The sequence below is a fragment of the Streptomyces sp. NPDC014891 genome (genome assembly GCF_043081085.1).
Classification (GTDB): domain Bacteria; phylum Actinomycetota; class Actinomycetes; order Streptomycetales; family Streptomycetaceae; genus Streptomyces.
The window spans coordinates 51,814-64,969 of record NZ_JBIBWF010000010.1 but is presented as its reverse complement, the minus strand read 5'-3'; the positions used below and the strand labels follow the sequence as shown (position 1 = coordinate 64,969).

General features: G+C 72.7%; 13 protein-coding genes. 9 read left to right on the top strand and 4 right to left on the bottom strand.

Annotated elements, in window-relative coordinates; translation table 11 throughout:
• Positions 1–86: 86 nt before the first annotated feature.
• Together ACF09E_RS26870 and ACF09E_RS26865 are read right to left on the bottom strand one after the other, a co-directional pair.
• Positions 87–689 (bottom strand): sigma-70 family RNA polymerase sigma factor, encoded by a 603-nt coding sequence (locus tag ACF09E_RS26870; RefSeq protein WP_030318557.1) that lies wholly within the window; start codon positions 687–689, stop codon positions 87–89.
• Positions 690–932: 243 nt separating this feature from the next.
• Complete coding sequence (locus ACF09E_RS26865; protein WP_003948568.1) at positions 933–1,544, bottom strand: response regulator transcription factor; 612 nt, start codon at positions 1,542–1,544, stop codon at positions 933–935.
• Positions 1,545–1,973: 429 nt separating this feature from the next.
• Between ACF09E_RS26865 and ACF09E_RS26860 the strand changes: the two genes are divergently transcribed.
• The gene (locus tag ACF09E_RS26860; RefSeq protein WP_361852108.1) at positions 1,974–2,363 is read left to right on the top strand and encodes a WhiB family transcriptional regulator; all 390 of its coding nucleotides are present in this window, start codon (positions 1,974–1,976) and stop codon (positions 2,361–2,363) included.
• Positions 2,364–2,434: 71 nt separating this feature from the next.
• Here ACF09E_RS26860 and ACF09E_RS26855 read toward each other — a convergent pair whose 3' ends face one another.
• Positions 2,435–3,352 (bottom strand): LysR family transcriptional regulator, encoded by a 918-nt coding sequence (locus tag ACF09E_RS26855; RefSeq protein ID WP_392207700.1) that lies wholly within the window; start codon positions 3,350–3,352, stop codon positions 2,435–2,437.
• An 81-nt stretch (positions 3,353–3,433) separates the two neighbouring features.
• Here ACF09E_RS26855 and ACF09E_RS26850 point away from each other — a divergent pair, with 81 nt between their 5' ends.
• Entirely contained in the window at positions 3,434–4,108 is a 675-nt protein-coding gene (locus ACF09E_RS26850; RefSeq protein ID WP_392207698.1) for an MOSC domain-containing protein, read from the top strand.
• Positions 4,109–4,158: 50 nt separating this feature from the next.
• Positions 4,159–4,932: an SDR family NAD(P)-dependent oxidoreductase gene (locus ACF09E_RS26845; protein ID WP_388792763.1), complete on the top strand. Its 774-nt coding sequence runs from the start codon at positions 4,159–4,161 to the stop codon at positions 4,930–4,932.
• Between the two features lie 18 nt (positions 4,933–4,950).
• On the opposite strand, the gene ACF09E_RS26840 is transcribed toward ACF09E_RS26845, so the two are convergent.
• Positions 4,951–6,765 (bottom strand): DUF2264 domain-containing protein, encoded by a 1,815-nt coding sequence (locus ACF09E_RS26840; protein ID WP_392207696.1) that lies wholly within the window; start codon positions 6,763–6,765, stop codon positions 4,951–4,953.
• Positions 6,766–6,974: 209 nt separating this feature from the next.
• Here ACF09E_RS26840 and ACF09E_RS26835 point away from each other — a divergent pair, with 209 nt between their 5' ends.
• The 6 genes from ACF09E_RS26835 (at position 6,975) to ACF09E_RS26810 (ending at position 13,105) form a co-directional block, all read left to right on the top strand.
• A complete protein-coding gene (locus ACF09E_RS26835) occupies positions 6,975–8,072 on the top strand; it encodes a substrate-binding domain-containing protein (RefSeq protein ID WP_392207694.1) in 1,098 nt (365 codons plus the stop codon).
• A gap of 121 nt (positions 8,073–8,193) precedes the next feature.
• Positions 8,194–9,522, top strand: a complete 1,329-nt coding sequence (locus ACF09E_RS26830; protein ID WP_392207692.1) for an ABC transporter substrate-binding protein — start codon at positions 8,194–8,196, stop codon at positions 9,520–9,522.
• A 4-nt stretch (positions 9,523–9,526) separates the two neighbouring features.
• The gene (locus ACF09E_RS26825; RefSeq protein WP_392207690.1) at positions 9,527–10,426 is read left to right on the top strand and encodes a carbohydrate ABC transporter permease; all 900 of its coding nucleotides are present in this window, start codon (positions 9,527–9,529) and stop codon (positions 10,424–10,426) included.
• The gene (locus tag ACF09E_RS26820) at positions 10,423–11,280 is read left to right on the top strand and encodes a carbohydrate ABC transporter permease (protein ID WP_392207688.1); all 858 of its coding nucleotides are present in this window, start codon (positions 10,423–10,425) and stop codon (positions 11,278–11,280) included. The genes ACF09E_RS26825 and ACF09E_RS26820 overlap by 4 nt, the downstream gene beginning before the upstream one ends.
• Positions 11,281–11,297: 17 nt before the next feature.
• Positions 11,298–12,320 (top strand): hydroxyacid dehydrogenase, encoded by a 1,023-nt coding sequence (locus tag ACF09E_RS26815; RefSeq protein WP_392207686.1) that lies wholly within the window; start codon positions 11,298–11,300, stop codon positions 12,318–12,320.
• Between the two features lie 86 nt (positions 12,321–12,406).
• Positions 12,407–13,105, top strand: coding sequence for an ester cyclase (locus ACF09E_RS26810; RefSeq protein ID WP_392207684.1), 699 nt, complete (start codon positions 12,407–12,409; stop codon positions 13,103–13,105).
• Positions 13,106–13,156 lie beyond the last annotated feature (51 nt).

Below are 13,156 nucleotides of genomic sequence, written 5' to 3'. Positions count from 1 at the left end.
CGCGAGCTTTGGACGTTCCCACGTGTACGAAAGGGCCGAAAGCCCCCGGCAACGCTTACGGACCGGCCAGCGGCGCCCGTCGCGGACTACTGCTCCGCGAGCGCCCTCAGCCGGCTGAGCGCGCGGTGCTGGGCGACCCGGACCGCTCCCGGGGACATGCCGAGCATCTGCCCGGTCTCCTCGGCGGTCAGCCCGACCGCGACGCGGAGCACGAGCAGTTCGCGCTGGTTCTCCGGGAGGTTGGCGAGCAGCTTCTTGGCCCACTCGGCGTCGTCGCTGAGGAGCGCGCGCTCCTCCGGGCCGAGGGAGTCGTCGGGCCGCTCGGGCATCTCGTCGGAGGGGACGGCCGTGGACCCCGGGTGCCGCATGGCGGCCCGCTGGAGGTCGGCGACCTTGTGTCCGGCGATGGCGAAGACGAAGGCCTCGAAGGGCCTGCCCGTGTCCTTGTAGCGCGGGAGCGCCATCAGGACGGCGACGCAGACCTCTTGAGCCAGGTCCTCGACGAAGTGCCGGGCGTCGCCCGGCAGCCGGTTGAGGCGGGTGCGGCAGTAGCGCAGCGCGAGCGGGTGCACGCGCGCGAGGAGGTCGTGGGTCGCCTGCGCGTCGCCCTCGACCGCCCGGTGCACGAGCGCGCCGATCTCCCCCTGCCCGGCAGGCATGGGGGACCCCACGGTCTCGTCGTCGCGCATCGCTCCATGGTGCCCCGACGCCTCGGCGTTCGTGGCACCGCGTCCATAGTTGTGCACCGAAGCGTTATGAGCAGGTGCGCCGGAACTCATCTCCCGCGCCCTCCCCTCCCGCTCGATCGACTCGTCCCCGAGGAACTCCACATCTCAAGGATGCGTCATCGCGCCGGGAAGTGACACAAGCCCGCCCCGTCCACCCCGCGACGCACGCGGACGGGGACGGGGAGGTGGCCGGCGACCTGCGATTCAGCGGACCAGACCCCAGCGGAATCCGAGGGCGACCGCGTGCGCCCGGTCCGAGGCGCCCAGCTTCTTGAAGAGCCGCCGGGCGTGGGTCTTGACGGTGTCCTCGGAGAGGAAGAGCTCGCGGCCGATCTCGGCGTTGGAGCGGCCGTGGCTCATGCCCTCCAGCACCTGGATCTCGCGCGCGGTGAGGGTGGGCGCGGCGCCCATCTCGGCCGAACGGAGGCGTCGGGGGGCGAGCCGCCAGGTCGGGTCGGCGAGGGCCTGGGTGACGGTGGCCCGCAGTTCGGCGCGCGAGGCGTCCTTGTGCAGGTACCCGCGGGCGCCGGCGGCGACCGCGAGGGCGACGCCGTCGAGGTCCTCGGCGACCGTCAGCATGATGATGCGGGCGCCGGGGTCCGCGGAGAGCAGCCGGCGGACCGTCTCCACGCCGCCCAGGCCGGGCATGCGTACGTCCATCAGAATCAGGTCCGAGCGGTCCGCGCCCCAGCGGCGGAGGACTTCCTCGCCGTTGGCCGCGGTCGTCACGCGCTCGACGCCGGGCACGGTCGCGACCGCGCGGCGGAGCGCCTCTCGGGCGAGCGGGGAGTCGTCGCAGACGAGAACGGATGTCATGCCTGACCTCCGCGGCTCTCGCAGCTGTAGCGCGTCACCTTGAGCCTCCAGGGCTGTACGTAATCGTCACCTGTGCGATTGACGCTCTCGGACACCTGCCCGATCGCTTGTTCCTTCAACCGCCTCCGCACTCTCAACGACGGTCACTCGAAAGAGTTACGGGTCGGACGGCACCCTTCGGCACTCTACGTGAGGGGTCGTGCGCGGAGGAGAGCGACGCGGCCCTTCTGTCCACCATCGAAAGCTATGCCCCATTTAGCGGGATTTCTTCCCTTTTCGCGGTGTCTGTGGCTAGATTCGCAATGAGTCATATTTACATCTACTTAGACAGTAGGTGTACCGACCCGGACCCACGGGGCCGAGGACCCCGCCATCAGCCATCCACCCGCCCACCAATCCGTTCGACACGGTTTCAAGGGGACAAGCGCAATGGCAGATTTCTCCCGCCTTCCCGGACCCAACGCCGATCTGTGGGACTGGCAACTGCTCGCGGCCTGCCGCGGCGTCGACAGCTCCCTGTTCTTCCACCCCGAGGGAGAGCGCGGCGCGGCACGGAGTGCGCGTGAGAACTCGGCGAAAGAGGTCTGCATGCGGTGCCCGGTACGCGCGGAGTGCGCGGCACACGCACTCGCCGTACGGGAGCCCTACGGCGTATGGGGCGGCCTCACCGAGGACGAACGCGAAGAGCTCATGGGACGCGCGCGCAACCGCCTGATCACAGCGGCGCCGGCGACGGCGCCGGTCGCGTCCGCGGCGTCCGTGACATCCATGACGACATCGGCGACGGCGACCGGCCGGCCGATGGGGGAGCGCACGTGAAGGAACGTTTCCTCAGCTAAGCGACGAACCCGAGCACCCGACAGGACCGGAGCCGTGCCCACGCGCGTGCCCTACGCGCGCGTGGCGGCCCGGCTCAGCTCGTCCAGGGTGGCCGCGACGGCCGGGACCTGCGCCAGGTCGGGCAGCGTCAGGGCCACGATCTCCCGCTCCACGGCGGGCTCCACGACCACGGTCCGCGCCCCCCGGGGGCGTACCGACTCGATGGCCAGCTCGGGCAGGACGGCCACGCCGAGCCCGGCGCCGACCAGGCCCACCACCGCCGGGTAGTCGTCGGTGGCGAAGTCGATGCGGGGGGTGAAGCCCGCCTCCTCGCACACGTCCACGAGCTGTCGGCGGCAGCGCGGGCAGCCCGCGATCCAGGACTCGTCGGCCAGCTCGGCCATGCCCACGGAGCCCGCCCCGGCGAGCCGGTGGCCCTCGGGGACCAGGCCCACCAGGCGGTCGGCCAGGATCGGGCGGACGACCAGGTCGTCCCACTCCCCCTGACCGTCGGCCGGCCGGCCGGCCGAGCCCGCGCCGTAGCGGAAGGCGAGGGCCACGTCGCAGTCGCCCTCGCGCAGCATCTCGATCGACCGCGGCGGCTCGGCCTCGACCAGCGAGACGCGGGTGCCGGGGTGCGCGGCCCGCAGCGCGGCGAGCGCGGTGGGGACGAGCGTGGAGCTGCCGCTCGGGAAGGAGACCAGCCGGACCCGGCCCGCGCGGAGCCCGGCGATCGCGGCGACCTCCTCCTCGGCCGCGGTGAGCCCGGCGAGGATGCCGGAGGCGTGGCGGACCAGGACCTCACCCGCCTCGGTGAGGCGCATCTCGCGGCCGGTGCGGATGAGCAGCGGCGTTCCGGCCGAGCCTTCGAGGGCCTTCATCTGCTGGCTGACGGCGGGCTGGGTGCAGCCCAGTTCGCGCGCGGCGGCCGAGAACGAGCCGGTGGCGGCGACGGCACGCAGAACGCGGAGATGACGAGCCTCGATCATGAGATCCAGCATAAGCGACTCTTGGACAAGAGCCCACTTTTCGGCGTGCCGCTTTGAGACGGCTGCCCGTAAAGTGCCCTCATGACCTTGCTGAGTGTGAATGTGGGCCGCGCCCGAGCCGTGGACTACACCGAGTCGGCCACCGGCCTGACCGCCATCGACAAGCGCCCCGTCGAGGGACCGGTCCGGATCGAGGCGCCCGGGGCGCCGGGCGTCGGCCGGAGCGGACTCGCCGGGGACACCGTCTGCGACCTCCGCTTCCACGGCGGCGACGACCGGGCCGCGTACGCCTTCGCGCGCGAGGACCTGGACCGCTGGGAGCAGGAGCTCGGCCGTCCGCTCGCCAACGGCTGCTTCGGCGAGAACCTCACGACCCGCGGCGTCGACGTGAACGGCGCCCTGGTCGGCGAGCGCTGGCGGATCGGCGAGGAGGTCGTCCTGGAGGTCACCGGCGGTCGCATCCCCTGCCGCACGTTCGCCGGCTTCCTGGAGGAGAAGGGCTGGGTCAAGCGGTTCACGCAGTCCGACGCCGGTCCCGGCGCGCTGCTGCGGGTGATCGTGCCGGGCGAGATCCGCGCCGGAGACCCGGTCACGGTCGTCCACCGGCCCGGCCACGACATCACCGTCGCACTGCTCCACCGCGCCGCGACCACCGAACGCGCCCTGCTGCCGCGGACGTTGGCCGCCGCCGAGTGGATGGAGTCCGGCCTCCTGGAGCTCGCACGCCAGTACACGGAGAAGTACGCGCGCGCGTAGTCGGCGGTACGCGGACAAGAGGGCCCTCGGACGGGCACTACCGTGCCCGTATGACGACTGCACTGATTACGGGGGCCACCGCGGGCATCGGGGCCGCTTTCGCACGGAGGCTCGCGGCCGACGGCCACGACGTCGTGCTCGTGGCCCGGGACGTGAAGCGGCTCCGGGAGCAGGCGACGGAGCTGCACGACCGCCACGGCATCGAGGCCGAGGTGCTCGCCGCGGACCTCGCCGAGGAGAAGGGCATCGCCGCCGTCGAGGCCCGGCTCTCGGACCCGAAACAGCCGGTGGACATGCTCGTGAACAACGCCGGCTTCGGCAACAAGGGGCGCTTCCTGGAGGTGTCCATGGCCGACGAGCTGAAGATGCTCACGGTGCACTGCGAGGCGGTGCTGCGGCTGACCTCGGCGGCCGCCGCCCCGATGCGGGAGCGCCGGCGGGGCTCCGTGGTCAACGTCGCCTCGGTGGCGGCCTTCGTGCCGCGCGGCACGTACGGGGCGTCGAAGGCCTGGGTCGTGCAGTTCACCCAGGGTGCCGCGCGGGACCTGGCGGGCAGCGGCGTGCGGCTGATGGCGCTCTGCCCGGGCTTCGTGCGGACCGAGTTCCACGAGCGGGCCGGGATGGGGACGGACAACATCCCGGGCTGGATGTGGCTCGACGCGGACAAGCTGGTGACGGCGGCGCTCGCGGACCTGGACCGGGGCCGGACCCTGTCGATCCCCGACCCCCGCTACAAGGCCCTCATGGGCGTGGTGAAGCTGGCCCCGCGCGGGCTCCTCGGCGGCGTCTCCTCCAGGGCGGGCCGCAAATACGGCCCGAAGTAGCGGGCGCGTTCGGCCGGTTCACCCGGCGAGTTCGTCGAGGTCCAGCCGTGCGGTGCCGCCGCCCCGCCAGGTGACGTGCAGGACGTGGCGGGCGATCCGGACGGCCGCGAGGTCCGCGACGGGCGCCGGGGCGGGCTCGGCGGTGAGCGAGGCGAGCGCGACGAAGAGCGCGGCCGGACCGCTCGTGGTGCCGTGCAGGGCGAGGATCCGGCTGCCGGGGCCCTGGAGGGTCTCCCCCGCGGGGAGTTCGGCGGGCCCGCCGTCCCGGCGGTAGCCGTGCACCGGGTGCAGCTGGGCGTGCGGTCCCCCGGGGGTGACGGCCCAGCCGGTCTGCCGCACGGGCGTCCCCTCCGGGGCGCCGAGGACCAGGTGGGCGCGGACCTCGGCCCGCCCGTGCGCGAGGGTCGCGGAGACGACCCGGACGCCGGGGCACGGGGTGTGCCGGGAGGCGGCCCAGCCGGGGCCGGTGCCGGCGGGGTCGGCGGGTCCCCGGGTGGTGGGCGCCCCTTCGACGAGCAGCGCGAAGTGGTTGTCGGCGGGGGCCGGTGCGGCGGTCGGCCCCGTCCGGGTCGCGTAGGCGAGGCGGGCGTAGCCGGGGTCGTCCCCGGCGCCTGCGGCGCTGTGCACGTGGTTGCTGCCGTGGTTGTGGAGGCGGACGAGTCCGTCGGCGGCGGTGGTCTGGACGAGCAGCCCGGCCGGGGCGACGGGGCGTACGGTGTCGGCCCGTTCGGCGGGCAGGGCCTCCTCGGGATCGGTCCAGGCGGGGTGGTCCGCGGGCAGGAGGAGGCCGAGGAACCCCTTGGACGCCCAGTACGGCGAGCCGGGGCCCGAGTACTCCTGGACCAGGGGCGCGTACGGGCCGTGCCAGCCGAGGGTGAGCAGCCCGTCGGGGCCGGTGGCGCCGCGGTCGAGGAAGTGGCGCAGGGTGCCGGAGGCGAGGCGGCGGGTGGCGCCCGGGGTGAGCGGGGTGTGGCCGGTGAGGGCGCCCAGCCAGGGGGCGGCGGCCGCCGCGAAGCGGTAGACGAGGGAGCGGCCGTACGGCAGGGGCGCGCCGTCGGCGTCGAAGAGGTGGACGTAGTCGTCGAGGTGGGCGCGGAGGCGGGGGCCGTACCGGTCGAGGAGCTCCCGGTCCCCGGCGAGGTGGGCGTGCAGGACCGGATAGAAGTGCAGGGCCCAGGCGTTGTAGTGGTCGAAGGCGCGGTTGTCCCCGTCGCTGTACCAGCCGTCGCCGAGGTACCAGTCCTCGATGCGGGCGAGGGAGCGGTCGACGGTGGCGGCGGCCCGGTCGGTGTCGACGCCGGCGTCCTGGAGGAAGCCGGCGACGGTGAGGCCGAACAGCCACCAGTTGTTGTCGACGGGGGACGGCCCGAGGGCGGGGCGGAGCCAGTCGGCGACCCGGTCCCGGGTGCGGTCGTCGAGCCGGTCCCAGAGCCAGGGGCGGGTGAGCCGGAGGCCGAGGGCGACCGAGGCGGCCTCCACGACCGCCTGGCGGGTGTCGGTGGTGCGGGGCCAGGAGTCCTCGTCCGCGCGTCCGGGCTCCTCGGTCCCGGCGGCGAGCCCTTCCACGTACCGGGCGAGGTGTCCGTGCGGGTCCTCGCCGCCCGCGCCCGCGACCCGGAGCGCGGCGAGGAGGAAGGTGCGGGCCCAGCCCTCCAGGCCGTCGGAGCGGGCCCCGGACCAGCTGGGTCGGGGGCCGGGCAGGTCGATCAGTCCGTGCCGGGGGGAGGCGAACGGGCGTACCGCCAGGAGGAGTCGGTCGGCCGCGGCCTCCCAGTGGGCACGGGTCCAGCCGGTGTACGGGCTGAGCTCACGGTTCTCGGACGGCGTGGGCATGATGCTCCCTGTGGCTCCCCGGAGGCTCGCCCGGGTACGTTCTCGGGCTTCCCGCGGTGACGACGGCGTCGCCGGGAATCCTGGACAGACTCCGATCGAACGTCAAGAGATCCGGAGCGAATGATCGAATTTCCTTCCGTTCGATCATTCAGGGGCCGCCTGTGATCTAAGGTCGGGGAACCACCACCACCGCGAGGGGGAACTGCGCCGTGCGCGAGAGTGCTGCCGAACGACACGACCGACTGCTGGCCCTGGTGCGCGAGCGCGGCACCGCCCGCGTCGCCGAACTGGCCGAGCGGCTGGGGGTCTCCCCCGTCACCGCCCGCCGGGACGTCGAACTCCTGGCCGGCCGCGGCCTGCTCGACCGGGTCCACGGCCAGGTGTCCTGGCCCGAGCGGCGGGGCGCCCCGGGCGGCGGACGGACCGGCGAGGGCCTGGTCCTCGGCCTCCTGGCCCCCTCCGCCACGTACTACTTCGCCGAGGTCATCCGGGGCGCGCACGAGGCGGCCGCCCGCGCCGGCGCCCGGCTCGTGCTGCGCGTCTCGGACTACCGGCCGGAGGAGGACCGGGCGCGCACCGAGGGCCTGCTGGCGGCCGGCGCCGAGGGCGTCCTCGTCGCCCCCGGCTGGCGGGGCCCCGAGGACCAGCGCGCGTACGGGGACTGGCTCGCCGAACTCCCCGTGCCGACCGTGCTCCTGGAGCGCCGGGCCGAGCCCGGCAGCCCCCTCGACGGCCTGGACCGGGTCGCGTCCGACCACGCCCACGGCGTCCTGCTCGCCCTGCGCCACCTGCTCTCCCTCGGGCACGCGACCCCGCTCCTGGTGGCCCGCCGGGACTCGCCGACCGCGCTCGCGGTGCGCGTCGGCTACGCCGAGGCGCTGGGCGCCCTGGGCCTCGCCGAGCCGCGCCCGGTCATCGACTCCGTACCGGCGGAGGCGGACCCCGAGGGCTTCGAGCGGGCGGTGCGGGCGCTGCACGAGGCGGTCGACTCGGGGCTGGCGGGCGCGGCCCTGGTGCACAACGACGTGGACGCGATCGAGATCGTGCAGCGGCTCGCCGAGCTGGGCGTCCGGGTGCCACAGGACCTGGCCCTGATCGCGTACGACGACGAGGTCGCCGCGCTCGCCGACACCCCGCTGACCGCGGTCGCGCCGCCGAAGCGGCAGGTGGGACGGCACGCGGCGGAACTCCTGGTGGAGCGGCTGACGGAGGGTCCCGGCGAGGACGCGGCACGGCGTCACCTGGGGCTGCTGCCGAGGCTGCGGGTCCGGGACTCGTGCGGGGCGGGCGCGGCGCCGACCGACTGAGCCCCGACCCCGTTCGATCTGATCTTTTTTCGATCAATCAATCTTTCGCTCTTGACTTCGGTCATGAACGGTCACAGGATCACGGCCACAACCTCCCCGCCGCCCCTTCAGGAGTCGTGCCGTGACCCGTAGTTGGAGCAGAACGTCCCGCGTCATAGCAGGCACCGCCACCGCCCTCGCCGTCCTCACGGCCTGCGGCGGCGGCGGTGACGACACAGCGAGCAGCACGGCCGGCAAGCCGGGCGAGCCCGTGACCATCACCTTCTGGGGCTGGGCCAAGGGCTCCAAGGACGTCGTCGACGCCTTCAACGCCTCCCACACCGACATCCGCGTGAAGTTCGAGGAGATCCCCTCCGGCACCGCCGGCGGCTACGCCAAGATCTCCAACGCGGTGAAGGCCGGCAACGCCCCCGACCTCGTCTCCATCGAGTACTCCTCGCTCCCCGAGTTCGTGAGCTCCGGCGCCCTCCAGGACATCGGCGGCGAGTTCACCGAGGCCGACCGCGCCAAGCTCCTCCCGCAGACCGTCGAACTCACCACCCTCGGCGGGAAGTCCTGGGCCGTCCCCTTCGACGCCGCCCCGCAGGCCTTCTTCTACCGCAAGGACCTCTTCGCGAAGTACAAGGTCCAGGTACCCACCACCTGGGACGAGTTCAGGACGGCCGCCGAACAGGTCAGGAAGGCCGACGCCAAGGCCCGTATCGCCACCTTCTTCCCCGACGACCCGACCACCTTCGAGGCCATGGCCTGGCAGGCCGGCGCCCAGTGGTTCAAGGCCGAGAACGACACCTGGAAGATCGACACCACCGACCCGGCCACCACCAGGGTCGCCGGCTACTGGCAGGGCCTCCTCGACGCCGGACTCGTCCACAAGAACGCCTCCTTCAGCCCCGAGTGGACCGGCTCCCTCAAGAACGGCACCACCATCGGCTACCTCGGCGCCTCCTGGGGCGCGGGCGTCCTCAAGGGCACCCTGCCCGAGCAGGACGGCAAATGGGCCGTCGCCCCCATGCCCAGCTGGGACGGCAAGCCCGCCAGCGGCATGCTCGGCGGCACCTCCTTCGCCGTGACCAAGGACAGCAGGCAGAAGGCCGCCGCCGTCACCTTCGCCGAGTGGATGTCCACCACCGAGGAGGGCGTCAAGGCCCGCATCGCCTCCGGCACCTCCTCCGCCTTCCCCGCCGCCGGCGCGCTCCGCCCCGTCGCCAAGAAGGCCTTCGACGCGAGCTACTACGGCGGCCAGGACATCTACGCCCTCTTCGAGGCCGCGGGCTCCTCCATCAGCCCGAACTGGGCCTGGGGCCCCACCACCGGCACCACCAACACCACCATCAAGGACCACTTCGGCAAGATCGCCCGGGGCGGCCCCGGCATCACCGACGCCGTCAAGGCCGGCCACGACGCCACCGTCGCCGAACTCACCAAGCGCGGCCTGAAGGTCGAGGGCTGACCGGATGAAGGCCCGCACCCGCGCCGCCACGATCCTGCTGACGCCCTTCTTCCTGCTGTTCCTCGCGGTGATGGTGGTGCCGATCGGATACGCGGTCTGGCTCAGCCTCTTCACCGAGAAGCAGTCCGGACTGGGCTTCGGCGGCACCGAGACCGTCTTCACCGGCCTCGACAACTACACCGCGGCGCTGGGTGACCGGGCCTTCCGCGAGGGCTTCGGCGTCCTGCTCGGCTACTGCCTGCTCTACATCCCATTGCTGCTCGCCGGAGCCCTCGGCCTCGCCCTCCTGCTCGACTCGGCCCTCGCCCGTGCCCGCCGCTTCTTCCAGCTCGCGCTCTTCCTGCCGCACGCCGTCCCCGGCATCATCGCCGCGCTGATCTGGGTCTACCTGTACACGCCCCAGCTCAGCCCCGTCGTCCAGGCCATGGAGGCCGGCGGCATCGGCTTCGACTTCTTCTCCCCCGAGGGCGCCCTGCCCTCCGTGGTCAACATCGCGCTGTGGGAGTGGCTCGGCTACAACATGGTCATCTTCTACGCGGCCCTCCAGGCCATCGACCGGTCCGTCCTCGAAGCGGCCACCGTCGACGGGGCCGGAGCCTGGCGCATCGCCTTCTCCGTCAAGATCCCGCTCGTCAGGGCCTCGCTCGCCATGGTCGCCCTCTTCACGATCATCGGCTCCCTCCAGCTCTTCACCGAGCCGCTCATCCTCAACAAGGGCACGGGCTCCGCCGTCACCTCCACCTGGACGCCGAACATGTACGCCTACACCGCGGCCTTCGACCGCAACGACTACGGACTCGCCGCCGCGGCGTCCGTCCTCCTCGCCCTGACGGCGGCCCTGCTGTCGTTCGCGGTGACGCGGATGACCGGCCGCCGCAAGCCGGGGAAGGAGCGCACGGCATGACCGGCCGACCCCGCTCCGGCTCCGTCTGGCTCTCCCGGGCGGCCGTCAACGGCGCTCTCGTCCTCGCCGTCGTCTACATGCTCTTCCCGCTGGTCTGGCTGCTGACCGCCGCCACCAAGGACGCCGGCGGCCTGCTCGCCGGAAACGCCTTCTCCTTCGAGGGCTTCGACCTCGGCGGCAACCTCGACCGGCTCGCCGAGTACAACGACGGCATCTACTTTCACTGGTACGCCAACAGCCTCCTCTACGCCGGAATCGGCGCCCTCGCCTGCTCCTTCGTCAGCGTCGCCGCCGGATACGCCTTCCACGTCTACGACTTCCGCGGCAAGGAGAAGCTCTTCGGGCTCGTCCTCCTGGGCGTCCTCGTCCCCACCACCGCGCTCGCCCTCCCCATGTACCTCCTCGCCAGCGAGATCGGCGTCGTCAACACCTACTGGGCCGTCCTGATCCCCGTCCTCGTCAACCCCTTCGGCGTCTACCTCTCCCGGGTCTTCTGCGCCGGCTACATCCCCGACGAGGCCCTGGAGGCGGCCCGCATCGACGGGGCGGGCGAGCTGCGCGTCTTCTGGTCCATCGGCCTGCGCATGGTGATGCCCGGCTTCGTGACCGTCTTCCTCTTCCAGTTCACCGCCGTCTGGAACAACTTCTTCCTCCCCCTCGTGATGCTCTCGGACCAGCGGCTCTACCCGCTGAGCCTGGGCCTGTACGCGTGGAACAGCAACGCCCACGCCGAACCCGACTTCTATCCCCTCGTCGTCACCGGCTCGCTGCTCGCCGTCGTCCCCCTCGTCGTCGCGTTCGTCTCCCTCCAGCGCCACTGGAAGGCCGGTCTGACGGCCGGCAGCGTCAAGTGAGGAGCCCCGGTACCCCGATGCACCCGACCACCGACCGCCGTCCCGCGCTGCTGCTCGCGATGGGCGAGGGGGTAGCCGAACGCCTCCTCACCGAGGCCCACCGCACCCGCCTCGCCGCCCTCACCCGCACCGACCCGCACCTGGTCGCCCACGACCTGACGTCCTGTGACCCCCGGACCTCCGCCGCCCTCGCCGAGGCCGAGGTCCTCCTCACCTGCTGGGGGGCGACACCCCTGACCGGCGACGTACTGGACCGCGCGCCGCGCCTGCGGGCCGTGGTCCACGCGGCCGGCTCGGTGAAGCACCACATCACCGAGGCCTGCTGGAACCGCGGCCTGCGCGTCACCTCGGCCGCCGCGGCCAACGCCCTGCCCGTCGCCGAGTACACGCTCGCCGCGATCCTCTTCGCCGGGAAGCGGGTCCTCGGCTCCGCCCAGCGGTACGCCGAACTCCGCACCGAGCACGCCTGGCTCGCCGAGTCCGCCGACTGGGGCAACTACCGCCGCACGGTCGGCATCGTGGGCGCGTCCCGCATCGGCCGCCGGGTGATCGACCTGCTGCGCCCCTTCGACATCGAGATCCTCCTGTACGACCCGTACGTCGACGTCCCGCCCCCGGGCACGGAGCTCGTGGCCGACCTCGACGAGCTGTGCGCCCGGAGCACGGTGGTCTCGGTCCACGCGCCGCAGCTCCCCGCCACCCACGGCATGATCGGCGCCCGCCAGCTCGCGGCGATGCGCGACGGGACGACCCTGGTCAACACCTCCCGCGGCTCCCTGATCGACGAGCGGGCCCTCCTCCCCCACCTGGTCTCGGGCCGCCTCCACGCGACCCTGGACGTCACGGACCCGGAGCTCCCGCCCCCGGACTCCCCGCTCTACAGCCTCCCGAACGTCCTCCTCACCCCGCACGTCGCCGGCTCCCTGGGCAACGAACTGCACCGCATGACGGACCAGGCGCTGGAGGAGGTCGCGCGGTACGTCCGCGGCGAGCCGTTCGCGGAGGAGGTGCGGGCCGCCGACCTCCGGCACTCGGCGTAGCCGCGCCCGCCGCAGGCTCCGCGAGCCCGGCCTGATCGGCAGGACACCCCTAGACTGGAAGGATCCCACCGCGGTCGGGAGGCGCCATGACGTTCGTACAGATCATCGACTGCAGGACGAGTCGGGTGGACGACCTGAACCGGCTCATGGATCAGTGGGTCGAGCAGACCGAGGGGAAACGGACGGCGACCCACAGCATGGTGGGGAAGGACCGGTCGGACGGCTCGCACATCGTGGAGATCGTCGAGTTCCCGTCGTACGACGTGGCGATGCGGAACTCGCAGCTCCCCGAGACCGACCGGATCTTCCGGGAGATGGTGGCGCTCTGCGACGAGATGCCCACCTTCACGGACCTGGACGTGGTCCGGGACGAGGCGATGTACAAGAACAACGCCCGGCGTCTGCTGGAGATGTTCGCCGTGGAGCCGGAACTCGCGCTGCTCGACGAGGTGCTGGCCGAGGGGTACCACGACCACGACCCGACCAACGAGCAGGACGTCATCGGGATGGACGCGGTCCGGCGCGAGGTGGAGATGTGGCGGGGCGGCTTCGACTTCGCCTTCACCGTCGCCGACCAGATCGCCGAGGGCGACCGGGTCTGCACCCGCTGGACCTGGCGGGGCACCCACTCCGGGGACTTCATGGGGCTGCAGCCGTCCGGCATGGAGGTGGCCATGTCCGGGACGGTCGTCCACCGCTTCCGGGACGACGGCAAGATCGTCGAGGGCTGGTGGCAGTACGACCTGCTCGGACTGATGGCACAGCTCGGCGCCGTCGAGGGCTGAGCGCCACGGGCCCGGAACGGTCCACGGGACGGGGCCCGGCCCGGAGGACGG